This is a genomic window from Pseudomonas sp. BIGb0558, assembly GCF_024807515.1.
In the GTDB taxonomy this organism is placed as follows: Bacteria; Pseudomonadota; Gammaproteobacteria; order Pseudomonadales; family Pseudomonadaceae; genus Aquipseudomonas; species Aquipseudomonas yamanorum_A.
In genome coordinates this window covers 118,147-143,814 of sequence record NZ_JANUEW010000005.1, presented here as the reverse complement: position 1 = coordinate 143,814, position 25,668 = coordinate 118,147, and the positions used below count along the sequence as shown (strand labels likewise).

The 25,668-nt window shown below is 61.5% G+C and carries 26 protein-coding genes; 15 read left to right on the top strand and 11 right to left on the bottom strand.

Features of this window, described 5'->3' with window-relative positions:
• Positions 1–58 precede the first annotated feature (58 nt).
• Positions 59–1,000, top strand: coding sequence for an AEC family transporter (locus M2400_RS09765; RefSeq protein ID WP_177043431.1), 942 nt, complete (start codon positions 59–61; stop codon positions 998–1,000).
• Here the strand turns inward: M2400_RS09765 and M2400_RS09760 are convergent.
• The 6 genes from M2400_RS09760 to gatC form a co-directional block, all read right to left on the bottom strand.
• Positions 997–1,377: a carboxymuconolactone decarboxylase family protein gene (locus M2400_RS09760; RefSeq protein ID WP_003216068.1), complete on the bottom strand. Its 381-nt coding sequence runs from the start codon at positions 1,375–1,377 to the stop codon at positions 997–999. The two genes, M2400_RS09765 and M2400_RS09760, sit on opposite strands and share 4 nt — an antisense overlap.
• Positions 1,374–2,429, bottom strand: a complete 1,056-nt coding sequence (locus M2400_RS09755; protein ID WP_177077916.1) for a calcium/sodium antiporter — start codon at positions 2,427–2,429, stop codon at positions 1,374–1,376. The genes M2400_RS09760 and M2400_RS09755 overlap by 4 nt, the downstream gene beginning before the upstream one ends.
• Before the next feature lie 50 nt (positions 2,430–2,479).
• Entirely contained in the window at positions 2,480–2,851 is a 372-nt protein-coding gene (locus M2400_RS09750; RefSeq protein WP_177043433.1) for a septal ring lytic transglycosylase RlpA family protein, read from the bottom strand.
• A 157-nt stretch (positions 2,852–3,008) separates the two neighbouring features.
• Complete coding sequence (gene gatB / locus M2400_RS09745) at positions 3,009–4,454, bottom strand: Asp-tRNA(Asn)/Glu-tRNA(Gln) amidotransferase subunit GatB (protein WP_010170723.1); 1,446 nt, start codon at positions 4,452–4,454, stop codon at positions 3,009–3,011.
• A gap of 10 nt (positions 4,455–4,464) precedes the next feature.
• The gene (gene gatA, locus M2400_RS09740; RefSeq protein ID WP_177043434.1) at positions 4,465–5,916 is read right to left on the bottom strand and encodes an Asp-tRNA(Asn)/Glu-tRNA(Gln) amidotransferase subunit GatA; all 1,452 of its coding nucleotides are present in this window, start codon (positions 5,914–5,916) and stop codon (positions 4,465–4,467) included.
• 16 nt (positions 5,917–5,932) lie between these two features.
• Complete coding sequence (gene gatC / locus M2400_RS09735; RefSeq protein ID WP_032860102.1) at positions 5,933–6,220, bottom strand: Asp-tRNA(Asn)/Glu-tRNA(Gln) amidotransferase subunit GatC; 288 nt, start codon at positions 6,218–6,220, stop codon at positions 5,933–5,935.
• A gap of 210 nt (positions 6,221–6,430) precedes the next feature.
• Here gatC and mreB point away from each other — a divergent pair, with 210 nt between their 5' ends.
• From mreB to tldD, 8 genes are all read left to right on the top strand, one after another.
• Positions 6,431–7,468: a rod shape-determining protein MreB gene (mreB, locus tag M2400_RS09730; RefSeq protein ID WP_002555108.1), complete on the top strand. Its 1,038-nt coding sequence runs from the start codon at positions 6,431–6,433 to the stop codon at positions 7,466–7,468.
• Between the two features lie 140 nt (positions 7,469–7,608).
• Entirely contained in the window at positions 7,609–8,718 is a 1,110-nt protein-coding gene (mreC, locus tag M2400_RS09725) for a rod shape-determining protein MreC (protein ID WP_259195916.1), read from the top strand.
• Positions 8,718–9,206 carry a rod shape-determining protein MreD gene (gene mreD, locus M2400_RS09720; RefSeq protein WP_177043435.1) on the top strand — a complete coding sequence of 163 codons (489 nt, stop codon included), beginning with the start codon at positions 8,718–8,720 and terminating at the stop codon, positions 9,204–9,206. Before mreC ends, mreD begins: the two co-directional genes overlap by 1 nt.
• A gap of 50 nt (positions 9,207–9,256) precedes the next feature.
• Complete coding sequence (locus tag M2400_RS09715) at positions 9,257–9,853, top strand: nucleoside triphosphate pyrophosphatase (protein WP_177113435.1); 597 nt, start codon at positions 9,257–9,259, stop codon at positions 9,851–9,853.
• A gap of 70 nt (positions 9,854–9,923) precedes the next feature.
• A complete protein-coding gene (gene rng / locus M2400_RS09710; RefSeq protein ID WP_003216085.1) occupies positions 9,924–11,381 on the top strand; it encodes a ribonuclease G in 1,458 nt (485 codons plus the stop codon).
• 76 nt (positions 11,382–11,457) lie between these two features.
• The gene (locus M2400_RS09705; protein ID WP_259195850.1) at positions 11,458–15,273 is read left to right on the top strand and encodes a YhdP family protein; all 3,816 of its coding nucleotides are present in this window, start codon (positions 11,458–11,460) and stop codon (positions 15,271–15,273) included.
• 48 nt (positions 15,274–15,321) lie between these two features.
• Positions 15,322–16,170, top strand: coding sequence for a carbon-nitrogen hydrolase family protein (locus M2400_RS09700; RefSeq protein ID WP_177077908.1), 849 nt, complete (start codon positions 15,322–15,324; stop codon positions 16,168–16,170).
• 16 nt (positions 16,171–16,186) lie between these two features.
• Positions 16,187–17,629 carry a metalloprotease TldD gene (gene tldD / locus M2400_RS09695; protein WP_010170608.1) on the top strand — a complete coding sequence of 481 codons (1,443 nt, stop codon included), beginning with the start codon at positions 16,187–16,189 and terminating at the stop codon, positions 17,627–17,629.
• A gap of 45 nt (positions 17,630–17,674) precedes the next feature.
• On the opposite strand, the gene yjgA is transcribed toward tldD, so the two are convergent.
• The gene (gene yjgA / locus M2400_RS09690; protein WP_003216092.1) at positions 17,675–18,196 is read right to left on the bottom strand and encodes a ribosome biogenesis factor YjgA; all 522 of its coding nucleotides are present in this window, start codon (positions 18,194–18,196) and stop codon (positions 17,675–17,677) included.
• 108 nt (positions 18,197–18,304) lie between these two features.
• Between yjgA and pmbA the strand changes: the two genes are divergently transcribed.
• The 6 genes from pmbA to M2400_RS09660 all read left to right on the top strand — a co-directional run bounded on the left by pmbA (position 18,305) and on the right by M2400_RS09660 (position 23,574).
• The gene (gene pmbA / locus M2400_RS09685; protein WP_003216094.1) at positions 18,305–19,651 is read left to right on the top strand and encodes a metalloprotease PmbA; all 1,347 of its coding nucleotides are present in this window, start codon (positions 18,305–18,307) and stop codon (positions 19,649–19,651) included.
• A 149-nt stretch (positions 19,652–19,800) separates the two neighbouring features.
• Positions 19,801–20,196: a hypothetical protein gene (locus M2400_RS09680; RefSeq protein WP_010170602.1), complete on the top strand. Its 396-nt coding sequence runs from the start codon at positions 19,801–19,803 to the stop codon at positions 20,194–20,196.
• Entirely contained in the window at positions 20,189–21,565 is a 1,377-nt protein-coding gene (locus tag M2400_RS09675; protein ID WP_177043439.1) for an aspartate ammonia-lyase, read from the top strand. Before M2400_RS09680 ends, M2400_RS09675 begins: the two co-directional genes overlap by 8 nt.
• Before the next feature lie 27 nt (positions 21,566–21,592).
• Entirely contained in the window at positions 21,593–22,036 is a 444-nt protein-coding gene (locus tag M2400_RS09670) for a hypothetical protein (RefSeq protein WP_063027153.1), read from the top strand.
• Between the two features lies 1 nt (position 22,037).
• The gene (locus tag M2400_RS09665) at positions 22,038–22,649 is read left to right on the top strand and encodes a superoxide dismutase (protein WP_076014428.1); all 612 of its coding nucleotides are present in this window, start codon (positions 22,038–22,040) and stop codon (positions 22,647–22,649) included.
• A 31-nt stretch (positions 22,650–22,680) separates the two neighbouring features.
• Positions 22,681–23,574, top strand: a complete 894-nt coding sequence (locus M2400_RS09660) for a ZIP family metal transporter (RefSeq protein ID WP_177043440.1) — start codon at positions 22,681–22,683, stop codon at positions 23,572–23,574.
• Positions 23,575–23,682: 108 nt separating this feature from the next.
• Here M2400_RS09660 and M2400_RS09655 read toward each other — a convergent pair whose 3' ends face one another.
• Genes M2400_RS09655 through hpf form a run of 4 tightly spaced genes read right to left on the bottom strand, consistent with a single transcriptional unit; the run spans position 23,683 to position 25,614 of the window.
• Positions 23,683–23,955, bottom strand: coding sequence for an HPr family phosphocarrier protein (locus M2400_RS09655; RefSeq protein WP_017138240.1), 273 nt, complete (start codon positions 23,953–23,955; stop codon positions 23,683–23,685).
• 16 nt (positions 23,956–23,971) lie between these two features.
• A complete protein-coding gene (gene rapZ / locus M2400_RS09650; protein ID WP_177043441.1) occupies positions 23,972–24,829 on the bottom strand; it encodes an RNase adapter RapZ in 858 nt (285 codons plus the stop codon).
• A gap of 2 nt (positions 24,830–24,831) precedes the next feature.
• On the bottom strand, positions 24,832–25,296 hold the full coding sequence (ptsN, locus tag M2400_RS09645; RefSeq protein ID WP_010170588.1) for a PTS IIA-like nitrogen regulatory protein PtsN: 465 nt from the start codon (positions 25,294–25,296) through the stop codon (positions 24,832–24,834).
• A 12-nt stretch (positions 25,297–25,308) separates the two neighbouring features.
• Positions 25,309–25,614, bottom strand: coding sequence for a ribosome hibernation-promoting factor, HPF/YfiA family (gene hpf, locus M2400_RS09640; protein ID WP_010170586.1), 306 nt, complete (start codon positions 25,612–25,614; stop codon positions 25,309–25,311).
• Positions 25,615–25,668: the final 54 nt, after the last annotated feature.

Here is a 25,668-nt window from a genome sequence, read left to right as displayed (position 1 = left end):
GCCGCCAGGTGGCTTATCATTAGCCACCTACCGACGCTCACCCAAGGTTCTCCCCGGCATGCTGGCAATCTTCCTACAAACCCTGAATATCACCGCGCCGGTGTTTGCCATGCTGTTCCTGGGCGTCCTGCTCAAGCGCATCAACTGGATCAACGACAACTTTATCCACACCGCCTCGTCCCTGGTGTTCAACGTCACCATGCCGGCCTTGCTGTTCCTCGGGATTCTCCACGCCGACCTGCATTCAGCCCTCAAGCCGGGCCTGCTGATCTATTTTGCCGTCGCCACGCTGCTGAGCTTTGCCCTGGCCTGGGGCTGGGCGATCTTTCGTTGCCCACGGGAAGACCGCGGCATCTATGCCCAGGGCGCGTTTCGCGGTAACAACGGTGTGATCGGCCTGGCACTGGCGGCCAGCATGTACGGCGACTACGGGATTTCCCTCGGCGCGGTGCTCGCGGCGTTGGTGATCCTGTTCTACAACACCCTGTCGACCATTGTGCTGGCGGTGTACAGCCCGGTGATCAAGTCCGACCCGTGGAGCATCTTCAAGAGTGTGCTGGCCAACCCGTTGATCATCAGCGTGATCGTGGCCGCGCCCTTCGCGTATTTCCAGATTGGCTTGCCCGGCTGGCTTGAATCTTCCGGGCAGTATCTGGCGGATATGACCTTGCCGTTGGCATTGATCTGTATCGGCGGCACTTTGTCGCTGGCGGCATTGCGCAAAAGCGGCGACATGGCCTTGAGTGCCAGCCTGATGAAGATGATCTGGCTGCCGGTGCTGGCCACCCTTGGCGCGTGGCTGCTGGGGTTCCGCGGGCCGGAGCTGGGGATTCTGTTCCTGTATTTCGGCGCACCCACGGCAGCGGCCAGTTTTGTCATGGCGCGGGCGGCGGAGGGCAATCATGAGCTGGCGGCCGCGATTATCGTGATCACCACCTTGATGGCGGCGGTGACCACGAATATCGGGATCTTCGTGTTGCAGGCGGGCGGTTGGATCTAGGCGTCTTTCTGGTAGCTGTCGATCACTTCCTGAGCCGCGCGGAAGGCATCAATCGCCGCCGGCACGCCGGCATACACCGCGCAATGCAGCAGCGCCTCGCGAATCTCCTCCACGGTGCAACCGTTGTTCAGCGCGCCGCGCACGTGGCCCTTGAGTTCCTGCGGGCACTTGAGGGCGGTCAAGGCCGCGAGGGTGATCAGGCTGCGGGTTTTCAGCGGCAGGCCTTCACGATTCCACACACTGCCCCAGGCATGTTCGTTGACGAAATCCTGCAGTGGCTGGCTGAACTCGGTGGCATTGCCCAGCGCTCGATCGACAAACACATCACCCATTACCTGGCGGCGCATTTCAACGCCGGGTTTTTTCTGTTCGGTCATTGCGATTCCCTCTTGTGTTGGCGGCGCCAGGCTTGCAGCGAAGTGAACAACAGAAAAGCCACCAGCGCTGGCAGGACGTAATACAGCATCAGTTGTTCAAGCTTGGTGGCCAGCGGCATGCCGAAGGTGAACGACACCACATGCAGCCCATACACCAGGTACAACCCCAGGAACACCAGGCCTTCGGCGCGGGTGACCCGGTAGCCCGAATAAAACACCGGCAGGCACAGGGCAGCCACGCCGAGCATTACCGGCAGGTCGAAATCGAGGGCGTTGGGCGATACCGACAGCGGCGAGGGCGCCACCAGCGCGGTAAAACCCAGCACGCCAAGCAGGTTGAACAGGTTGCTGCCGATCACGTTGCCCACGGCAATTTCCCGCTGGCCGCGCAGGGCGGCGATCAACGAGGTGGCGAGGCACGGCAGGGAAGTGCCGACGCCAATCAGCGTCAGGCCGATGATGCGTTCCGACAGGCCAAGGTCCTCGGCCACGTCCACCGCGGCGCCCAGCAACAGGTGCCCGGCCAGGACGAGGATCAACAGGCCGCCGATCATCAGCAATACGCTGCTCAGCCAGGGTGCTTGCACCACGGTGTGAATGGTGCGGGGGCGGCGGGAGTGACGGGTCTGGTACAGCAGCACGCCGAGGTAGGCCACCAGGGCCGCCAGCAGTAACAAGCCGTCGGCCGGCGTCAGCTCTTCGTTGGCGGCGAGCACGAACACCAGCAGGCTGGCGAAAATCATCACCGGGATATCCAGGCGTACCAGTTGTCGCGAGACCCGCAACGGAATGATCAGGGCCGCCAGGCCAAGGGTGACGAGGGTGTTGAAGATGCTGCTGCCGATCACACTGCCCACGGCGATGTCGGTGTTGTCCGCGAGGGTGGCTTGCAGGCTGATGGCTATCTGCGGCGCGCTGCTGCCGAAGGCGACGATGCTCAGGCCGATGATCAGTGGCCGCACCTTGAGGCTGGCGGCCAGGCGCACGGCGGCGCGCACCAGGACTTCGGCGCCGATGATCAACAGCAGCAGGCCGCTGATCAGTTCGATCACGCTAAAGAGCGAGAGGGCGGTTAATCCGAAAATGGCCTGGGCTCCGTGGGTCAGTTGCTGAGGGCTTGCACGCGAACGCGTGCGGTGCCGCTGCTGATCATTCCCAGCTGTTCGGCGGCTTTGCGTGACAGGTCGATCAGGCGCCCACGGGTATGCGGGCCGCGGTCGTTGATGCGGACAATGACGCTTTTGTCGTTGTCGAGGTTGGTGACCTTCACCTGCGTGCCGAAGGGCAGGCGACGATGGGCGGCGGTCAGGGCATTCTGGTTGAACGGTTCACCGCTGGCAGTACGATTGCCGTGGTGTTTGGCGCCGTAGTAGGAGGCGGTGCCGGTTTCGTCGTAGCCGTTGGGGTCGATGAGGCCGCTGGCGCAGCCGGCGAGCAGTGAGAACAGGGCCAGCAGGCCGAGTAGACGCTTCATTCAAGGTGTCCCCGAAAGTGATGTGGAAACCGGCTTAATGTGGGAGCCGGGCTTGCCCGCGATGCAAGCGCCTCGGTCTTTCAGGTGCACCGAGGTGATGCTATCGCAAGCAAGCCAGCTCCCACACAAGCCGGCTCCCGCAGTGAGACGACCGCGATCAGCCTTCGAGTTTGCTTTTCAGCAGTTCGTTGACCTGTTGCGGGTTGGCCTTGCCTTTGGAGGCTTTCATCGCCTGGCCGACAAAGAAGCCGAACATCTTGCCGCGCTTGGCTTCATCCGCCGCACGGTATTGTTCAACCTGTTCGGCGTTGGCTGCCAGCATCTCGTCGAGCACGGCCGAAATCGCGCCGCTGTCGGTGACTTGCTTCAGGCCGCGCTTCTCGATGATCTCGTCGGCGTTACCTTCGCCTGCGGCCATGGCTTCAAACACGGTCTTGGCGATTTTGCCGGAGATGGTGTTGTCCTTGATCCGCAGCAGCATGCCGCCCAACTGCTCGGCCGACACCGGTGCTTCGTCGATTTCCAGGCCCTGTTTGTTCAACAGGCTGCCCAGCTCAACCATCACCCAGTTGGCCGCCAGTTTGGCGTCGCCGGCAATGCTCACGACTTTTTCGAAGTAGTTGGCTTGCTCGCGGCTCGAAGCCAACACGCTGGCGTCATACACCGAAAGACCGAACTGCTCCTGGAAGCGCTCGCGTTTTTGCGGCGGCAGCTCCGGCAGGGTGGCGCGCACGTCAGCCAGGAACGAGTCCTCGATGACCACCGGCAACAGGTCCGGGTCGGGGAAGTAACGGTAGTCGTTGGCTTCCTCCTTGCTGCGCATGGCGCGGGTTTCGTCTTTGTTCGGGTCGTACAGGCGGGTCTGCTGGATTACCTTGCCGCCGTCTTCGATCAGCTCGATCTGGCGACGCACTTCGGTGTTGATCGCCTTCTCGATGAAACGGAACGAGTTGACGTTCTTGATCTCGCAGCGCGTGCCGTACTCGGCCTGGCCTTTTGGCCGCACCGACACGTTGCAGTCGCAACGCAGGGAGCCTTCGGCCATGTTGCCGTCGCAAATCCCCAAGTAACGTACCAGCGCGTGGATCGTCTTGACGTAGGCCACGGCTTCCTTGGCGCTGCGCATGTCCGGCTCGGACACGATCTCCAGCAACGGCGTGCCGGCGCGGTTCAGGTCGATGCCGGTGGCGCCGTTGAATTCTTCATGCAGGCTCTTGCCGGCATCTTCTTCCAGGTGCGCGCGGGTCACGCCGACACGTTTGATGGTGCCGTCTTCCAGCGGGATGTCCAGGTAGCCCTTGCCGACGATCGGCAATTCCATCTGGCTGATCTGGTAGCCCTTGGGCAGGTCCGGGTAGAAATAGTTTTTACGGGCGAACACGTTGTGCTGGCCGATTTCGGCATCGATGGCGAGGCCGAACATCACCGCCATGCGCACCGCTTCCTGGTTCAGCACCGGCAGCACGCCGGGCATGCCCAGGTCTACGAGGCTGGCCTGGGTGTTGGGCTCGGAGCCGAACGTGGTGGCGCTACCGGAGAAAATCTTCGATTGGGTGGCGAGCTGGGTATGAATCTCCAGCCCGATCACGACTTCCCATTGCATAGTGTTCTCCTCAGAAGCCGGTAGGGGTGCGAGTGTGCCAGTCAGTGTTCAACTGGTACTGGTGCGCCACATTGAGCAGGCGGCCTTCCTGGAAATACGGGGCGAGCAGTTGCACGCCCACCGGCAAGCCGTCGACGAAACCTGCAGGCATGGACAAGCCCGGCAGCCCAGCGAGGTTGGCGGTGATGGTGTACAGGTCTTCCAGGTACTCGGCGATCGGGTCGCCGGTCTTGGCGCCGATCTTCCAGGCCGGGTTCGGCGTGGTTGGGCCGAGGATCACGTCGACTTCATTAAAGGCAGCCATGAAGTCGTTCTTGATCAGGCGACGGATCTTTTGCGCCTTGAGGTAGTACGCGTCGTAGTAACCGGCGGACAGGGCGTAGGCACCGACCATGATCCGGCGTTGTACTTCCACGCCGAAACCTTCGCCGCGGGAGCGCTTATAAAGGTCGGTGAGGTCTTTCGGGTTTTCGCAGCGGTAGCCGAAACGCACGCCGTCGAAACGCGACAGGTTGGAGGACGCTTCTGCCGGGGCAATCACGTAGTAGGCAGGAATCGCGTGCTGGTTGTTCGGCAGGCTGATTTCCTTGATCACGGCGCCGAGCTTTTCCAGCGCCTTGACGCTGTTGTGCACCAGTTCGGCGATGCGCGGGTCGAGGCCGGCGCTGAAATACTCTTTCGGCACGCCGATGCGCAGGCCTTTGATCGAGGTATTCAGGCTGGCGCTGTAGTCCGGCACGGGTTCATCGATGCTGGTGGAGTCCTGCGGATCGAAGCCTGCCATGCCTTGTAACAATATTGCGCAGTCTTCAGCCGTGCGTGCCAGAGGGCCGCCCTGATCGAGACTGGAGGCGTAGGCAATCATGCCCCAGCGGGAAACGCGACCGTAGGTCGGTTTCAAACCGGTGAGGTTGGTGAAAGCGGCCGGCTGGCGGATCGAACCGCCGGTATCGGTGGCCGTGGCGGCAGGTAACAGACGAGCGGCAACCGCTGCCGCCGAACCACCGGACGAACCGCCGGGCACGTGCTCAAGGTTCCACGGGTTTTTCACCGCGCCGTAGTAGCTCGACTCGTTGGCCGAGCCCATGGCGAATTCGTCCATGTTGGTCTTGCCCAGGGTCACGGCCCCGGCAGCAGCCAGCTTGGCGACCACGGTGGCGTCATAGGGCGCCTTGAAGTTGTCGAGCATCTTCGAGCCGCAGCTGGTGCGAATGCCCTGGGTGCAGAACAGGTCTTTGTGGGCAATCGGCGCACCCAACAGGGCGCCGTTCTCACCGTTGGCGCGACGGGCGTCGGCGGCCTTGGCCTGGCTCAGGGCCAGTTCTTCGGTGAGGCTGATGAAGCTGTTGACCTTCGGGTCCAGCTCGGCGATACGCGCCAGCAGGGTCTTGGTCAGCTCTTCGGAAGAAAACTTTTTGTCGGCGAGACCGCGGGCGATCTCGGCCAGAGTCAATTGATGCATTGCAGGCTCTTTCCCTTTAGTCGATGACTTTCGGAACCAGGTACAGGCCGTTTTCGACCGCTGGCGCGATGGACTGGTAGGCCTCGCGATGATTGCGCTCGGTCACGACGTCGGCGCGCAGGCGCTGGCTGGCTTCCAGCGGGTGAGCCAGGGGCTCGATGCCGTCGGTGTTCACGGCTTGCATTTGGTCGACCAGCCCGAGAATGCTGTTCAGGGCTGCGGTGGTCTGTGGAAGATCGGCTTCATTGAGGCCCAGGCAGGCCAGATGAGCGATTTTTTCCACGTCGGAGCGTTCAAGCGCCATGGGATTCTCCAGTGGAAAACAGAACGGAAGCTATCCGTGTGTTAGATTGTAGGAACACTACCGCATTTCTACGGTCATATGGCCGCGATTGTGGGGGTTGGTGCACAGAAAGTCGGCCAATTTAGCACATTGGCGCCTTGCCCAAAATCCCTGTCGTTGTTAGAGTTTGCCGCACTTTTTTACCCACGCGTTGCCTAGGGTCCCTTTCCCATGTTCAAGAAACTGCGTGGCATGTTTTCCAGCGATCTTTCCATCGACCTGGGCACTGCCAACACCCTTATTTACGTGCGCGAGCGCGGTATCGTCCTGAATGAGCCATCGGTTGTGGCTATTCGGACCCATGGTAATCAGAAAAGTGTCGTTGCCGTTGGCACCGAGGCCAAGCGCATGCTTGGCCGAACACCGGGCAACATTGCTGCCATTCGTCCGATGAAGGATGGCGTGATTGCCGACTTCAGCGTCTGCGAAAAGATGCTGCAGTACTTCATCAACAAGGTTCACGAAAACAGCTTCCTGCAGCCCAGCCCTCGTGTGCTGATCTGCGTTCCGTGCAAGTCCACCCAGGTGGAGCGTCGTGCCATCCGTGAATCGGCCCTTGGTGCCGGTGCCCGTGAAGTGTTCCTGATCGAAGAGCCAATGGCTGCTGCGATCGGTGCCGGCCTGCCGGTTGAAGAAGCCCGCGGTTCGATGGTGGTGGATATCGGTGGTGGTACCACTGAAATCGCCCTGATCTCCCTCAATGGTGTGGTGTATGCCGAATCCGTACGGGTTGGCGGCGACCGCTTCGACGAAGCGATCATCACCTACGTGCGCCGTAACTACGGCAGCCTGATCGGCGAATCCACCGCCGAGCGCATCAAGCAGGAAATCGGTACCGCTTACCCGGGCGGCGAAGTTCGCGAAGTTGATGTTCGCGGTCGCAACCTGGCCGAAGGCGTTCCACGTGCCTTCACCCTGAACTCCAATGAAGTGCTGGAAGCTCTGCAAGAGTCCCTGGCCACCATCGTTCAGGCTGTGAAGAGCGCCCTGGAGCAATCGCCTCCGGAACTGGCTTCCGATATCGCCGAGCGTGGCCTGGTACTGACCGGTGGTGGCGCCTTGCTGCGCGACCTCGACAAGTTGCTGGCCCAGGAAACCGGTCTGCCAGTGATCGTCGCTGAAGACCCGCTGACCTGCGTCGCCCGTGGCGGTGGTCGTGCACTGGAAATGATGGATAAACACACCATGGACCTGCTCTCCAGCGAATAAGATTTTGCTGGTTGGCCCATGCTTCGCCAACAGGCAGCACTTTGCAGTGCTGCCTGTTGGCGTTTATCTTCTTCAATCTGCATCCAGGCCGGTTTGATGCCGTATGAATAAAGAAAACATTTGCCCGGGAGGAGCGGCTTATTAAACCGCTTTTCTCCAAAGGCCCCTCATTGGGCGTGCGCCTGTTGGTGCTGGTCGTGCTATCGGTTGCGCTGATGGTGGTCGATGCCCGCTTCACACTGCTCAAGCCAGTGCGTAGCCAGATGTCGCTGGTCCTGATGCAGACTTACTGGATCACTGACCTGCCGCAGCGTCTTTACCAGGGTGTGGCCAGCCAATTTGGCAGCCGTACCGAGCTGGTGGCCGAAAACGAAAAACTCAAGACCGAAAACCTGCTGCTGCAGGGGCGCATGCAAAAGCTGGCGGCCCTCACCGAGCAGAACGTTCGGCTGCGCGAGTTGCTCAATTCTTCCGCGCTGGTCAACGAGAAGGTCGAAGTGGCCGAGTTGATCGGTATGGACCCGAACCCCTTCACCCATCGCATCATCATCAACAAGGGTGAGCGCGACGGCGTGGTCCTTGGCCAGCCGGTGCTCGATGCCCGTGGCTTGATGGGCCAGGTGGTGGAGTTGATGCCTTATACGTCCCGCGTCCTGCTGCTCACCGACACCACCCACAGTATCCCGGTGCAAGTGAACCGCAATGGCCTGCGGGCGATTGCCAGCGGTACCGGTAACCCGGAACGCCTGGAATTGCGCCACGTTGCAGACACCGCCGACATCAAGGAAGGCGACCTGCTGGTCAGTTCCGGCCTGGGTCAGCGGTTCCCGGCAGGCTACCCGGTCGCGACGGTCAAGGAAGTGATCCACGACTCCGGCCAGCCGTTCGCCATTGTGCGCGCCGTGCCGACTGCCGCGTTGAACCGCAGCCGCTACCTGCTGCTGGTGTTCAGCGACAACCGCACCCCGGAAGAGCGCGCCAACGACGCCGCCCAGGCCCAGGAAGCGGAAGACAAGCAAAACGGCACTGCGCCGATCATTCCGGCCACCGTGCCAAAGCCGGCTGTACCTGCCGCCCCGGCTGCCGCTCCGGCAACCCCAGCCGCGCCTGTCGCAACCCCGGCCAAACCGGTGGCCCATAGCGCGCGTCCGGCCAAGCCTGCGGCTGCAACACCTGCCGCTGCCAAACCGCCCGTCGCCGCCAAGCCACCGGCAGCGGCCCCGGCAACCACTCGGCAGAGGGAAGAATAATGGCCGGTACTCATTCGCGTAACGGCTGGATCGTCTGGCTGACCTTTGCCATCGGCTTGCTGCTCAGCGTTTCGCCGCTGCCGCAATTCATGGAAATCCTGCGTCCGTTGTGGCTCGCCTTGCTGCTGGCCTTCTGGTCTCTGGCGTTGCCCCACAAGGTCGGGATGGTCACGGCCATGTGCCTGGGGCTGATGGAAGACGTGCTTTACGGCACGCTGCTGGGCCAGAACGCGCTGATCCTGACCCTGATTACTTTCCTGGTGTTGTCGTTGCAGCAGCGCCTGCGCATGTTCCCCATGTGGCAACAGTGCCTGGTGATCCTGGTGATCTTCGGCCTGGCGCAGTTGGTGCAGCTGTGGCTCAGTGCCTTGACCGGCAACCGCCAACCGACCCTGGCGCTGGTATTGCCCGCCCTGGTCAGTGCGCTGTTGTGGCCCTGGATCAGTTTCGGCCTGCGTGGGTTGCGTCGTCGCTATAAAATCAATTGAATGGATCGCGAGGCTCTGCATGGTTATCGAACCCAACAGGGAGAGTCTGCATGAATTCGCTTTATCTGGCCTCGGGCTCCCCGAGGCGACGTGAACTGCTGACCCAGATCGGTGTGCCGTTCACCGTCGTCAGCGCCGCCATTGATGAAACTCCCCTTACCAATGAATCGCCTGCGTCCTACGTAGAGCGCCTGGCGCGCGGCAAGGCTGCGGCCGGTCGTGCGGCCTTGGCCGATGCGGCTGGCGCCTGCGTGCTGGGCGCCGACACCGCGGTCATCCTCGATGGCCAAATCCTCGGTAAACCCGTGGGTCAGGCCGACGCCCAGGCCATGTTGCTGGCCCTTTCTGATCGTGAACATGAAGTTCTGACGGCTATTGCCCTGATTGACGGCCAGCGTTGCGAAACGCGGCTGATCAGCAGCCGCGTGCGCTTTCGCAAGATTTCAGCGGATGAAGCCACCACTTATTGGCACAGCGGCGAGCCCCAGGACAAAGCGGGCGGCTATGCTATCCAAGGCTTGGCGGCGGTGTTCGTCGCCGGACTCAATGGCAGCTACTCTGCCGTCGTTGGCCTGCCTGTCTGCGAAACCGCAGAACTGCTGGGCCAATTCGGCATACCCTGTTGGCAAAACCTTACCGTGCGCTAAACGCCGTATTCCAGCGCCAAGCCTTAAGCGATCGGTCACTATTGTGAAAACGCCTGAACGAGACCCAGCCATGAGTGAAGAGATTCTGATCAATATCACGCCGATGGAATCGCGCGTGGCGGTGGTAGAGAACGGTGTTCTGCAAGAAGTGCACGTCGAGCGCACCCAAAAGCGCGGGATCGTCGGCAATATCTATAAAGGCAAAGTCGTGCGTGTGTTGCCGGGGATGCAGGCGGCTTTCGTCGACATCGGCCTGGACCGCGCCGCGTTTATCCATGCTTCGGAAATCTCCCTGCGTGAAGGCCCGGCGGTTGAAAGCATCAGCGCCCTGGTGCACGAAGGGCAAAGCCTGGTGGTGCAAGTCACCAAGGACCCGATTGGCTCCAAAGGCGCGCGGCTGACCACGCAACTGTCGATTCCTTCGCGTTACCTGGTTTACATGCCGCGCACGGCCCACGTTGGCATCTCCCTGAAGATCGAAGATGAAGCCGAGCGCGAGCGCCTGAAAAAGGTGGTCAGCGACTGCGTTGCGCTGGAAGGCATCAAGGAAGCCGGAGGTTTCATCCTGCGTACCGCCGCAGAAGGCGCTGGCGCCGATGAAATCCTTATGGACATCCGCTACCTGCGTCGCCTCTGGGATCAGATTGGCGCGCAGATCAAGACCATCGGCGCACCCAGCGTGATCTATGAAGACCTCGGCCTGGCCTTGCGCACCTTGCGCGACTTGGTCAGCCCGAAGATTGAGAAAATTCGCATCGACTCGCGGGAAACCTTCCAGCGCACCACGCAATTTGTCGCCGAGCTGATGCCGGAAATCGCCGACCGCCTGGAGCACTACCCGGGCGAACGGCCGATCTTCGACCTGTATGGCGTTGAAGACGAAATCCAGAAAGCCCTCGAGCGCAAAGTGCCGCTCAAGTCCGGCGGCTACCTGGTGGTGGACCCGGCGGAAGCCATGAGCACCATCGACGTCAACACCGGCGCTTTTGTAGGCCATCGCAACCTCGAAGAAACCATCTTCAAGACCAACCTCGAAGCCGCCACCGCGATTGCGCGCCAGCTGCGCCTGCGCAACCTGGGCGGGATCATCATCATCGACTTCATCGACATGGAAGACGAAGAGCACCAGCGCCAGGTGCTGCGTACCCTGGAGAAGCAACTGGAGCGCGACCACGCCAAGACCAACATCATTGGCATTACCGAGTTGGGCCTGGTGCAGATGACCCGCAAGCGCACCCGCGAAAGCCTGGAGCAAGTGCTGTGCGAGCCGTGCAGCAGTTGCCAGGGGCGCGGCAAGTTGAAGACCCCGGAAACGGTTTGCTACGAGATTTTCCGGGAAATCTTACGGGAGGCGCGCGCCTACCAGGCCGAGGGTTATAGAGTCCTGGCTAACCAGAAGGTGGTCGACCGACTGCTGGATGAAGAGTCCGGCAACGTGGCCGAGCTGGAGGGTTTTATCGGGCGCACCATTCGCTTCCAGGTCGAAACCATGTATTCCCAGGAACAATATGACGTGGTGCTGCTCTGATTCGCGTTAGCTCTTATCAACGAGACCGGCAGACCTTGATCTGCTGTCCGACTATTGCCTTTGAGGGTCGCCTGACATGGAGCGTCTGATACGCTTTTTTGCCGCATTGACCCGCTGGGGCCTCGGCCTGTGTGCCTTGCTGCTGGTATTGGCAGCGGTGTACGTGAGCCTTGGCCGTGAATTGACGCCGCTGGTAGCGGAATACCGTGGCGAAATCGAAGCCAAGGCCCGCACCGCGCTGGATATGCCCCTGAACATCGGCAGCCTGGAAGGGCGCTGGAGCGGTTTCGCCCCGGTGTTGATGGCTCACGACGTGATGGTCGGCGAGGGCAACAACGCCCTGCGCCTGGACCAGGTGCAAGTGGTGCCGGATATCTGGGCCAGCCTGCTGGCGCGCGAAGTGCGGATTGCCCATCTGGAAGTCAGTGGCCTGCAAGTCAGCGTGAAGGAAGACAAGGACGGCCACTGGGCGCTGCAAGGCCTGCCGGTGCAGGACGACCAGCCGCTGGACCCTGAACAGCTGCTGACGCGCATGCAAATGGTCGCGCAAGTCTCATTGCTCGACAGCCAGGTGACGCTGCAGCCGTTCGACCAGGCGCCGCTGACCTTGACCTATGTCGGCGTGAGCCTGCAGACCGGCGCCAACCGCCAGCGCCTGGACGCACGCTTGACCCTGCCCGACGGCCAGCCGTTGGCGCTGAACCTGCGCACCCGGATCCGCGCCAGCCAGTGGAAAGACGGTGAAGCCGAGGCTTACCTGAGCCTGCCGCAGAGTGACTGGGCAAAATGGATCCCGGCGAAACTGACTCAACAGTGGAAACTCACCGAGCTGAAGGCCGGCGGCGAATTCTGGCTGAGCTGGGCCAAGGGCACCGTGCAAAGCGCCGCCGTGCGCCTCAATGCCCCGCAACTCAAGGGCAGCTATGCCGACCGCAAGCCGACCCATATCGAGAACCTGGCCCTCACCGCGTACCTGCAACGCAGTGACAGTGGCCTCAAGGTACTGTTTGATTCGTTGGCGATGAACCTCGGCGACACCCGCTGGGAATCGCGCCTGCAACTGCAACAGACGCTGGCCACGGACAAGGCCCTGGAAGTCTGGAACCTGCAGGCCGATCGCCTCGACCTGACCCCGATCACCCCGTTGCTGCATGCCTTGGCACCGTTGCCGGAAGCCCTGGCCACCACCCTGGATCACCTCAAGGCCACGGGTACGCTGCGCAACGTGTTGCTGGATTACCGTCCTGAAGACACCACTGACCAGCGCGTGAGCTTCGCGGCCAACCTCGATCGCATCGGCTTTGACGCCTACTTCGGCGCGCCGGCGGCCCGCAATGTCAGCGGCAGCATCAGCGGTGACCTGGGCAAGGGCGAGTTGCGCATGGACAGCAAGGACTTCTCCTTGCACCTGTTTCCGATCTTCGCCAAGCCCTGGCAGTACATCCAGGCCAACGCTCGCCTGACGTGGAAGCTGGATAAAGAAGGCTTCACCCTGATTGCGCCGTACATCAAGGTGCTGGGAGAAGAGGGCAAAGTCGCCGCCGATTTCCTGATTCGCCTGCATTTCGACCATAGCCAGGAAGACTACATGGACCTGCGGGTCGGTATGGTCGACGGCGATGGCCGCTTCACCCCCAAATACCTGCCCGCCGTCTTGAGCCCCGCACTCGATGAGTGGCTGCGCACCGCGATCCTCAAGGGCGCGGTGGACGAGGGTTTCTTCCAGTACCAGGGCTCGCTGAACCACGATGCACTGCCTGCTTCGCGCAACATCAGCCTGTTCTTCAAGGTGCATGACGCCGAGCTGGCATTCCAGCCGGGCTGGCCGCATGTCAGCAAGGTCAAGGGCGAAGTGTTTGTTGAGGAAAGCGGCGTGCGCATCCTGGCCAGCAAGGGCCAGTTGCTCGACACCAAGGTCAACGACATCTACGTCAACATTCCCCATGCCCCGGAAGGCAAAGACAGCCACCTGCTGCTCACCGGCAATTTTGCCGGTGGCCTGGGCGATGGCCTCAAGATCCTTCAGGAAGCGCCGATTGGCACCGCCTCGACCTTCGCCGGCTGGAAAGGCGAGGGCGACCTGCAAGGCAAGCTCGACTTGGATATTCCACTGGCCAAGGGTGCAGATCCAAAGATTGTGGTGGATTTCAAGACCGACAAGGCGCGCCTGCAACTCGCCGAGCCCACGTTGGACCTGAGCCAGCTCAAGGGTGATTTCCGTTTCGACAGCGCCAAGGGCCTGAGTGGCCAGAACATCAGCGCCCAGGCCTTCGACCGGCCGATCACCGCGCAGATTTTTGCCGATGGCCGGCAGGGCAATCTCAATACCCGCGTGACCGCCAAGGGGCAAGTGACCGTCAAGCGGCTGACTGACTGGCTGAAAGTCAGCCAGCCGTTGCCGGTGTCCGGTGATATTCCGTACCAATTGCAGCTCAACCTCGACGGCGCCGACAGCCAGTTGATGGTCAGCTCCAACCTCAAGGGCGTGGCCGTGGACCTGCCGGCACCGTTCGGCATGCCGGCGAGCCAGGGCCGTGACAGCGTGTTCCGCATGACGTTGCAGGGTAAGGAACGCCGCTACTGGTTTGATTATGGCGAGTTGGGCAGCTTCACCTTCGCCGCCCCGGCGGACAATTTTGCCGATGGCCGTGGTGAGCTGTTCCTGGGGGAAGGCGATGCCGTGTTGCCAGCCGGCAAGGGCTTGCGTATTCGCGGTGTGTTGTCGGAGCTGGATATCGACCCCTGGAAAAAACTGGTAGACCGCTACGCCGGCAACGACCCGGGTGGCAGTGCCAAGCAACTGTTGAGCGGGGCTGACTTCAAGGTCGGCAAGCTGACCGGCTTCGGCACCCAGTTTGACCAGGTCAACCTGCAACTGGATCGCAAGCCCGCTGCCTGGGGTTTGCAGTTCGACAGCCAGCAGGCCAAAGGCACCGTGGGGCTGCCGGATGCCAAGGGCGCGCCGATTGCGGTCAACTTGCAGTACGTGAAATTGCCTGCGGTGGATCCGACGGTGCAGGCGGATGAAAATGCGCCGGACCCGCTGGCTGATGTCGATCCCAAGGATATTCCGGCACTGGATATCTCGATTGCCCAGTTGTTCCAGGGCCCGGACCTGGTAGGTGCCTGGTCGTTGAAAGTCCGGCCGACCACCAAGGGCATGGCGTTCAACAGCCTCAACCTGGGGCTCAAGGGTATGCTGCTGCAGGGCGCCGGCGGATGGGAAGGCGCTCCCGGGGCCAGCAGCAGTTGGTACAAGGGCCGCCTGGATGGCAAGAATATTGGCGACGTGCTCAAGGGCTGGGGGTTTGCGCCGAGCGTGACCAGCGAAGACTTTCATGTTGACGTGGACGGGCGCTGGCCGGGTTCGCCGGCCTGGGTCGGCCCCAAGCGTTTCTCCGGCAGCCTGGATGCAAGCTTTCGCAAAGGCCAATTCGTCGAAGTGGAAGGCGGTGCCCAGGCCCTGCGGGTGTTTGGCTTGCTGAACTTCAACTCCATCGGTCGCCGTCTGCGCCTGGACTTCTCGGACTTGCTCGGCAAAGGCTTGAGCTATGACCGGGTCAAGGGCTTGCTGGCCGCCAGCAACGGCGTGTTTGTGACCCGCGAGCCGATCACCCTGACGGGGCCGTCGAGCAACCTGGAGCTCAACGGCACCCTGGACCTGGTGGCTGATCGCGTGGACGCCAAGTTGCTGGTGACGCTACCGGTCACCAATAACCTGCCGATTGCGGCGCTGATCGTCGGCGCGCCGGCCATTGGCGGTGCATTGTTCCTGATCGACAAGCTGATTGGCGACCGCGTTTCGCGTTTCGCCAGCGTGCAGTACAAGGTCGAAGGCCCGTGGAAGGACCCGAAAATCACCTTCGACAAGCCATTTGAAAAGCCAAACTGAGTACCTGTGGAGTAGCATGGCCTCATGCTTTTTATGGAGTGTGGGCCCATGTCCTTCGCGGTAATTCAAATGGTCAGCCAAAGCGACGTGCTGGCCAACCTGGCCCAGGCCCGGCGCCTGCTGGAGCAAGCGGCGGCGGGCGGTGCAAAGCTTGCGGTCCTCCCGGAAAACTTCGCCGCCATGGGCCGTCGCGATGTGGCCGATATCGGTCGCGCCGAGGCCTTGGGCGAAGGTCCTGTCCTGCCATGGTTGAAACAGACCGCCCGCGACCTCACCTTATGGATAGTGGCCGGCACTTTGCCGCTGCCTCCCAAGGACCAACCGAACGCCAAGTCCAACGCCTGCTCGTTGTTGATCGACGATCAGGGCGAAATCGTCGCCCGTTACGACAAGCTGCACCTGTTCGATGTCGACGTGGCCGATGCCCGGGGCCGTTATCGCGAATCCGATGACTATGCTCATGGTAGCCAGGTGGTGGTGGCGGATACGCCGGTGGGCCGCCTGGGGCTGACGGTGTGCTACGACCTGCGCTTCCCGGAGCTGTACAGCGAATTGCGCGCTGCGGGAGCCGAATTGATCACCGCGCCTTCCGCCTTTACGGCGGTGACGGGCGCCGCGCACTGGGACGTGCTGATTCGCGCGCGGGCCATCGAAACCCAGTGCTACCTGCTGGCGGCTGCCCAGGGCGGCGTGCACCCGGGGCCACGGGAAACCTTCGGGCATGCAGCGATTATCGACCCATGGGGGCGAGTGCTGGCACAACAGGACCAAGGCGAGGCGGTGTTACTGGCCGAACGCGACAGCAGTGAACAGGCGTCGATACGGACGCGCATGCCGGTGGCAGGCCATCGGCGCTTTTTCTCGCAGGGCGCGCAGCGACCTGCTTCAGAACGATGAATTTAAGGCCAAACCTATGAGCGAGTTGTTGTCCTCAGTCAGTGAACACCTCCTGGCGCCCGGTGGCGTGACCATCGAAAGCTTGCAAACAGTGCTCGGCGATTTGGCCGGGCCAGGCATCGACGCTGCCGACCTGTATTTCCAGGGGCAGATTTCCGAGTCCTGGGCCCTGGAAGACGGGATCGTCAAGGAAGGCAGCTTCAACCTCGACCAGGGTGTGGGCGTGCGTGCCCAGTCCGGCGAGAAAACCGGCTTTGCCTACAGCAACGCCATCACCCTGGAAGCCTTGGGCCTGGCGGCTCGCGCTGCCCGTTCGATCTCCCGCGCAGGCCAGAACGGCACGGTGCAGGCGTTCAGCACCCAGGACGTGGCCCAGTTGTATGCGCCGGATAACCCGCTGGAAGTGATCAGCCGTGCCGAAAAGGTCGAGCTGCTCAAGCGTGTGGACGCCGCGACTCGAGCCTTGGACCCGCGTATCCAGCAAGTCACCGTGAGCATGGCCGGTGTGTGGGAGCGCATCCTCGTGGCCTCCACCGATGGCGGCCTGGCGGCAGATGTACGCCCACTGGTGCGCTTCAATGTCAGCGTGATCGTCGAACAGAACGGCCGCCGCGAGCGCGGTGGCCATGGCGGCGGCGGGCGTACCGACTACCGTTATTTCCTCACCGAAGACCGCGCCATGGGTTATGCCCGTGAAGCGTTGCGCCAGGCGCTGGTCAATCTGGAAGCGATTCCGGCACCGGCCGGCACGTTGCCGGTGGTGCTGGGTTCCGGCTGGTCCGGCGTGCTGCTGCATGAAGCGGTGGGCCACGGCCTGGAAGGCGACTTCAACCGCAAGGGCAGTTCCGCCTACAGCGGGCGCATGGGCGAGATGGTCGCGTCCAAGCTTTGCACCATTGTCGATGACGGCACCCTGGCCGGGCGTCGCGGTTCGTTGAGCGTCGATGACGAAGGCACGCCGACCGAGTGCACCACGCTGATCGAGAACGGTGTGCTCAAGGGCTACATGCAAGACAAACTCAACGCTCGCCTGATGGGCGTGGCCCGTACCGGTAACGGCCGTCGCGAGTCCTACGCGCACCTGCCGATGCCGCGCATGACCAACACCTACATGCTCGGCGGCGAAAGCGATCCGGCCGAAATCATCGCCTCGGTGAAACGCGGCATCTACTGCGCCAACCTCGGTGGCGGGCAGGTGGACATCACCAGCGGCAAGTTCGTGTTCTCCACCAGCGAGGCGTACTTGATCGAAGACGGCAAGATCACCGCGCCGGTCAAGGGTGCAACGTTGATTGGCAACGGCCCGGAAGCCATGAGCAAGGTGTCGATGGTCGGTAACGACCTGTCGCTGGACAGCGGTGTGGGGACGTGCGGGAAAGATGGTCAGTCGGTGCCGGTGGGTGTCGGCCAGCCAACCTTGAAAATTGATGCGATCACCGTGGGTGGCACGGGGTCGTAAGAACGGGAGCTTCGGGTGGCGAAGGCCGCCACCCGGGGAAGAGGGTCAGCGCAGGCCGCGTTGACTATCGTCCAGCTCACGGATGTATTTGAAGATTTTTCGGCTGGAAGCCGGTGGCTTGCTTTGCGCCAGTTCGTGCTGGGCCTGACGGATCAGGGAGCGCAATTGTTGGCGATCGGCATCCGGGTACTCGATGACGAACTTCTCCAGTACCGCGTCATCGCCGGCGATCAAGCGATCACGCCAGCGTTCCAGGTTATGGAAACGCTCGTTGTACTGGCGAGTGGAGGCATCGAGTTGATCGAGCAACGTCAGAATGGCGTCCGTGTCCTGGTCGCGCATCAGTTTGCCGATGAACATGAGGTGCCGTTTACGCGCGATATTCGCGGTGTGCTTGGGCGCATCGTTCAGAGCCCGGCGCAGGGCGTCGGTCAATGGCAGTTTTGCACACAAGTCAGGCTTGAGTGTTGTAAGGCGCTCGCCGAGGTCAACCAGAGCATGCAGCTCGCGTTTGACCTGAGATTTGCTTTTCTCCCCATCGAGGGAGTCGTCGTAAGAATCAACCATGGTGGCAGTCCGCAAAGAAACGCCGCCATGATAACCAGTCGGGGGCCGCTTGTCCGGCCCGGTCGCTAGAAGGCCTTAACCGAAAGCAGAATTTGAGTGGAGAAAACCATGAGTGCAGCCCAAAGCGTCGGTCCGCAAGCGTTACCGGCACTGCAGGAACAAGTCGAGCAGATCATTGCCGAGGCCAAGCGCCAGGGGGCCAGTGCCTGTGAAGTGGCGGTGTCCCTGGAGCAGGGCTTGTCGACATCGGTCCGCCAGCGGGAAGTGGAAACGGTCGAATTCAACCGCGACCAGGGGTTTGGCATCACCTTGTACGTAGGCCAGCGCAAAGGCTCGGCCAGCACCTCCGCCAGTGGCCCGGAAGCGATTCGCGAAACCGTCGCCGCCGCGCTGGCGATCGCCAAGCACACTTCCGAAGATGAAAGCTCGGGTTTGGCCGATGCGGCCTTGATGGCACGCGACCTGAAGGATTTTGACCTGTTTCATGCCTGGGACATCACCCCGGAGCAGGCCATTGAGCAGGCACTGACCTGTGAAGCGGCGGCATTTGACGCCGACAGCCGGATCAAGAACGCCGATGGTACGACCTTGAGCACCCACCAGGGCTGCCGCGTGTATGGCAACAGCCATGGCTTTATCGGCGGTTATGCCTCGACGCGTCACAGCCTGAGCTGCGTGATGATTGCCGAAGCCAACGGCCAGATGCAGCGTGATTATTGGTACGACGTGAACCGCCAGGGCGAATTGCTGATGGACCCGGTACTCATCGGCCAGCGTGCCGCGCAACGTGCCGCCAGCCGGTTGGGCGCACGCCCTGTGCCGACGTGCGAAGTGCCGGTGCTGTTTTCGGCGGAGCTGGCCGGTGGTCTGTTCGGCAGTTTCCTCGGGGCGATTTCCGGCGGTAATTTGTATCGCAAGTCGTCGTTCCTGGAAGGGGCGATCGGCCAGAAACTGTTCCCGGAATGGCTGACCATCGATGAACGCCCGCACCTGATGCGCGCCATGGGCAGCTCGTCGTTCGACGGTGATGGCCTGGCGACCTACGCCAAGCCTTTCGTCGAGAACGGTGAGTTGGTGTCCTACGTGCTGGGCACCTACGCCGGTCGCAAGCTCGGCCTGCCAAGCACCGCCAACTCCGGTGGCGTGCACAACCTGTTCATCACCCATGGCGATGAAGACCAGGCGGCGCTGTTGCGGCGCATGGGGCGCGGCTTGTTGGTCACCGAGTTGATGGGCCACGGCCTGAACATGGTCACGGGCGACTACTCCCGTGGCGCGGCGGGGTTCTGGGTAGAAAACGGCGAAATTCAGTTCGCCGTGCAGGAAGTGACCATCGCCGGCAATATGCGTGACATGTTCAAGCAGATCGTCGCGGTGGGTAATGACCTGGAACTGCGCAGCAACATCCGCACCGGTTCGGTGTTGATCGAGAAGATGACCGTCGCCGGCAGCTGACCCGCCGTCAGACGCTGTAAACAAGGCGCGCTACCCATTGGGTGGCGCGCCTTTTTTTGTGCCTGGAATTCCGAGTGATTTCCTCAGGCTCTTGTTTTGATTCTCAATATCATTTAATAATAAATATCATTACCGAATGAGCGTGGATCATGAGTTCTGTCCTGCATGAGGATCCCTACCTGGAAAGCTGGCGTTGGATGAGTCGTCAGATTCGCTGCGGCCTTGATCCCGACGAGCCCCGCCTGATCGAACATTATCTGGCCGAAGGCCGGTACCTGGCCTGTTGCACGGCAACCCATCCGTGGACCATCGGCGAAACCTCATTCCGCCTGTTGCTCGACACCGCCTCCGACATCGCCTTGCCCTGGCACTGGCGATCCATGTGCCTGGACCAGGCCTGGCGCCCGTTGCGCGACCTGGAAAAGCTTTCCCACTGTGCCTGCCGCCTCAAGCGCTGGCAGACGTTTGCCTGGCAATTGGCGACCTGCGAATTGCTTCCATCGATTTCTCACTCTGACCTGGTGCAAGGATCTTCCGATGAGTAACACCCGTATCGAACGCGACAGCATGGGCGAACTGCAAGTACCCGCCGAGGCCTTGTATGGCGCACAAACCCAGCGTGCGGTGAATAACTTTCCCATCAGCCACCAGCGCATGCCGGCGCAGTTCATTCGTGCGCTGATCCTGGCCAAGGCCGCCGCCGCCAAGGCCAACGTTGAGCTCAAGCAACTGAGCGAAGCCCAGGGCAAGGCCATCGTCGATGCCGCCCAAGGCTTGCTGGAAGGCGACTTCATGCAACATTTCCCGGTGGATATCTTCCAGACCGGGTCCGGCACCAGCTCCAACATGAACGCCAACGAAGTGATTGCGACCCTCGCCAGCCGTTTGCTGGGCGAGCCGGTCAACCCCAATGACCACGTCAACTGCGGCCAGAGCAGCAACGACATCATTCCGACCACGATCCACGTCAGCGCCGCGCTGGTGCTGCACGAACAAACCCTGCCGGCGCTGCTGCACCTGGTGCAGGTGATCGAGCACAAGGCCGAAGAGGTGCATCGCTACGTCAAGACCGGCCGCACTCACCTGATGGACGCCATGCCAGTGCGCATGAGCCAAGTCCTGAATGGCTGGGCCCAACAGCTAAAGGCCAATATTGGCCATCTGCAGGACCTGCTGCCGAGTTTGCAGGCGCTGGCCCAAGGCGGCACCGCGGTGGGCACCGGGATCAATGCGCATCCGGAGTTCGCAGCGCGCTTCAGCCAACAACTGAGCAGCCTGACCCAGGTGCAGTTCACTCCGGGCAAGAACCTGTTTGCCCTGATCGGCTCCCAGGACACAGCCGTCGCGGTCTCCGGGCAGCTCAAGACCACCGCCGTGTCCTTGATGAAAATTGCCAACGACCTGCGCTGGATGAACTCCGGCCCGTTGGCCGGCCTCGGTGAAATCGAACTGGAAGGCCTGCAACCGGGCTCCTCGATCATGCCGGGCAAGGTCAATCCGGTGATCCCGGAAGCCACTGCGATGGTTGCCGCGCAAGTCATCGGCAATGACACGGTGATTACCATCGCCGGTCAGTCCGGCAACTTCGAACTCAATGTGATGCTGCCGATCATTGCCCAGAACCTGCTCGGCAGCCTGGAATTGCTGGCCAATTCCAGCCGCCTGCTGGCCGACAAGGCTATCGCCAGCTTCAAGGTCAATGAAGCCAAGCTCAAGGAAGCGCTGTCGCGCAACCCGATCCTGGTGACCGCACTCAACCCGATCATCGGTTACCAAAAGGCCGCCGAAATCGCCAAGAAGGCCTATCAGCAAGGCCGTCCGGTGATTGATGTGGCGCTCGAACACACCGACTTGCCCCGCAGCCAACTGGAAATCCTGCTGGATCCGGAAAAGCTCACGGCCGGCGGCGTGTAATCACCGACCCTGCTTTGGAGGCTCACCATGGAGCACTGGAAACGCACGATCGAACGGGCCAATCGCTGCTTTATGGCGGGCGAGCTGGTAGATGCCCGCGAGGCCTACCTGCAAGCCCTGGCCCTGGCTCAAGTGTTGTTTGAGCGCTGGGCGGATGCCGACGAGGCGGTGGCGGCTTGCGTCATTTCCCATCACAACCTGGCCGACCTGCACCTGCGCCTGAACCAGCCGGAAGAAAGCGCCGAATACCTCTGCGCCATTCACCAGCGGCTGTTGCAGACCATGCAGGACACCCGCCTCAACCCGCAACTGCGGGAAGCGGCGCTGCGCCAGAGCAGCAAGACCTACGTCGAACTGTTGAATTTCATCAGCGATCACGGTGAGTACCCGCGTACCCACCGCCTGCTGGGCAGCAACGTGGCGCCATCGGATGCGTCGACCCGCAACAGCCCTTTTTATGGAGCTCATTGATATGTCCTACACCTTGCCGGCCTTGCCTTACGCCTACGATGCCCTTGAACCGCATATCGACGCGCAAACCATGGAGATCCACTACACCAAGCACCACCAGACCTACATCAATAACCTCAACGCCGCCGTGGAAGGCACCGAGTTTGCCGGTTGGCCGGTGGAAAAGCTGGTCTCCAGCGTGCAGCAACTGCCGGAAAAACTCCGGGCGGCGGTGATCAACCAAGGCGGCGGACACGCCAACCACTCATTGTTCTGGGCCGTCATGTCGCCCAAGGGCGGCGGCAAGCCAGACGGTGCGCTGGGCAAAGCCATTGACGAGCAGTTGGGCGGTTTCGACGCCTTCAAAGAGGCCTTTACCAAAGCTGCCTTGACCCGTTTCGGCAGTGGCTGGGCCTGGTTGAGTGTCACCCCGCAAAAGACCCTGGTGGTGGAGAGCAGCGGTAATCAGGACAGCCCGCTGATGAACGGCAATACGCCAATCCTCGGCCTGGACGTCTGGGAACACGCTTATTACCTGCTGTACCAGAACCGTCGTCCGGAATACATCAACGCGTTCTACAGCGTCATCAATTGGCCGGAAGTTGCCGGCCGCTACCAGGCTGCACTGGGCTGAAACTCCTCTATAACAAGATCTAAGGCCGACTATGGGCACTGAAACACTGGCGATCAGCAGCGTGCGAATGTTTCGTTATGCGTTTGGCTCGCTGCTGCTATTGGCAGGCACTGCATTGCTGGTGGCCCAAGGGCTGGCCTGGCTGGACCTGGAGCCCCGTATCCTGCGTGCCTTGCAGGGTGGTGCGATTTGCGCACTGGGCACTGCCTTGGGCGCCGTGCCGGTACTGGTGATTCGCCGGATGCCGTTGGCGGTGAGTGACACGCTGCTCGGCTTCGGTGCCGGGGTGATGCTGGCGGCCACTGCGTTTTCGCTGATCGTGCCGGGTATTGCGGCTGCCGAAAGCCTGGGGCTGACGCCTTGGGCGGCCAGCGGTTTGATCAGTTTCGGCATCATGCTGGGAGCATTCGGGCTGTATCTGGTGGACCGCAAGGTCTCCGGCGCCAGCCCGGAAATGCTGGTGGGCAGTCTGGAGCATCCGGTAATACCGCCGCGCATCTGGCTGTTTGTGTTCGCCATCATTGCGCACAACATTCCTGAAGGCATGGCGGTCGGTGTCTCGGCGGGCGGCGGCATGCCCGATGCCGACAGCCTGGCCATGGGCATTGCCTTGCAGGACGTGCCGGAGGGCTTGGTAATTGCGTTGGTGCTGGCCGGGGCAGGGATGTCGCGGGTCAAGGCGTTCCTGATTGGCGCGGCGTCAGGCCTGGTGGAGCCGGTATTTGCCGTGCTGTGTGCCTGGCTGGTGAGTTTGGCGCAGGTGTTGTTGCCGTTGGGGTTGGCGCTGGCGGCCGGGGCGATGCTGCTGGTGGTGACCCACGAAGTGATTCCCGAGTCGCGGCGCAATGGCCATGACAAGCTTGCCAGCCTGGGGCTGTGTATCGGGTTTTGTTTGATGATGGTGATGGATACGGCGTTGGGCTAAGAACTCTGCCAAATTCCTTGTAGGAGCCGGCTTGCCGGCGATGGCCTTCCTGAGGTCAGTGCAAGACTTGTGGGCCAATCGCCGGCAAGCCGGCTCCTACAGAGGGCGTTACTCGCCTTCGTCAAAATAGTTATTGATCAGCTTCACCAGCGCATCCATCGCTTCCTGCTCTTGCTCGCCTTCAGTCTTCAAGTGAATCTTCGTGCCCTTGCCCGCAGCCAGCATCATCATGGCCATGATGCTTTTGCCGTCGACCATGGATTCCGGGGTGCGCCCGGCGCGAATCTGGCAAGGGAACTGCCCGGCGACGCCGACGAACTTGGCCGAGGCCCGGGCGTGCAGGCCCAGTTTGTTGATGATTTCAATTTCCAGAGCGGGCATCGCGGGGGTGTTCCTTTCAGCTGAGGTCGCGGTGGCGAACCTGGACGTTCTTGAGGGTTTGTTGCAGCACCTTGCCCAGGCGTTCGGTCAGGTAGACGGAACGGTGATGGCCGCCGGTGCAGCCAATGGCAATGGTGACATAAGCCCGGTTGCTGGCCGCAAAACGCGGCAGCCATTTGAGCAAGTAGCTGGAGATATCCTGGAACATCTCTTCCACATCCGGTTGCGCCGCCAGGTACTCGGCCACGGGTGCGTCCAGCCCGGATTGATCACGCAGTTCCGGCTTCCAGTACGGGTTGGGCAGGCAGCGCACGTCAAACACCAGGTCGGCATCCACGGGCATACCGCGTTTGAAGCCAAACGACTCAACGAGGAAGGCGGTGCCCGGCTCCGGCTGATTCAGCAGGCGCAGCTTGATCGCATCGCGCAACTGATACAGGTTCAGGCCGGTGGTGTTGATCTTGAGGTCGGCCAGGTCAATGATCGGCCCCAGCAGCTTGGTCTCGTCCTCGATGGCTTCGGCCAGCGAGCGGTGCGGGCTGCTCAGCGGGTGGCGTCGACGGGTTTCGGAGAAGCGCTTGAGCAGCGTCTCTTCGTCGGCGTCGAGGTACAGCACGTCGCAATGGATGTGCTTGGCCCGCACTTCTTCGAGCAGTTCGGGGAAGCGGGTGAGGTGGCTGGGCAGGTTGCGGGCGTCGATGGAAACAGCGACCAGCGGTTGTGCCAGCTCGGTATGGATCAGTGCACGTTCCGCCAGTTCCGGCAGCAGGCCGGCGGGCAGGTTGTCGATGCAATAGAAGCCGTTGTCCTCAAGAACATTGAGAGCCGTGCTTTTACCTGAGCCGGAACGGCCGCTGACGATGATCAAACGCATGATTACTGCCCGTTTTGTTCATCCAGGACAACCTGATAAAGCGCCTCATTGCTGGGAGCGCTGCGCAGTTTGTCGCGTACTTCCTTGCGGTCGAGCATGCTGGCGATCTGCCGAAGCAGTTCCAGGTGCGCATCGGTGGCAGCTTGCGGGACCAGCAGTACAAACAGCAGGTCGACCGGCGCGCCGTCGATGGCGTCGAAATCGATGGGGGCGTCCAGGTGCAGCAGGGCGCTGACTGGCGACTCACAGCCTTGCAGGCGGCAGTGAGGAATGGCGATGCCGTTGCCAAAGCCGGTGGAACCGAGCTTTTCACGGGCGATCAGTGCCTCATACACAGCTTGCGTATCCAGTTCGGGCACTTCGCGGCCGATCAGGTTGGCAATTTGTTCGAGGGCACGCTTTTTACTGCCGCCCGGCACGTTCACGAGGGAACGGCCGGGGGTCAGGATGGTTTCAAGTCGAATCATGGGTGGGGAGTGTTAGCGGCCAGTGCCTTGAAGAAGACTCTGCTGCTTTTCCTTATGCTTTTTGATTTGGCGATCCAGCTTGTCGGTAAGGTCGTCAATGGCAGCATACATATCTGAATGCTCGGCATTGGCGACTACTTCCCCGCCGGGTATACGCAAGGTGGCTTCGATTTTCTGCTTGAGCTTCTCGACAGTCATGATGACTTGCACGTTGGTGATCTTGTCGAAATGCCCCTCAATTCGTTTGAGTTTTTCGCCGATATAGGCGCGCAGCGGTTCGGTCACTTCCAGTTGGTGTCCACTGATGTTGACTTGCATACAGCTTCTCCTTCGTTGCCAGTGCATAAAGCGGCAGGCCGGGGTGCCTGCCAC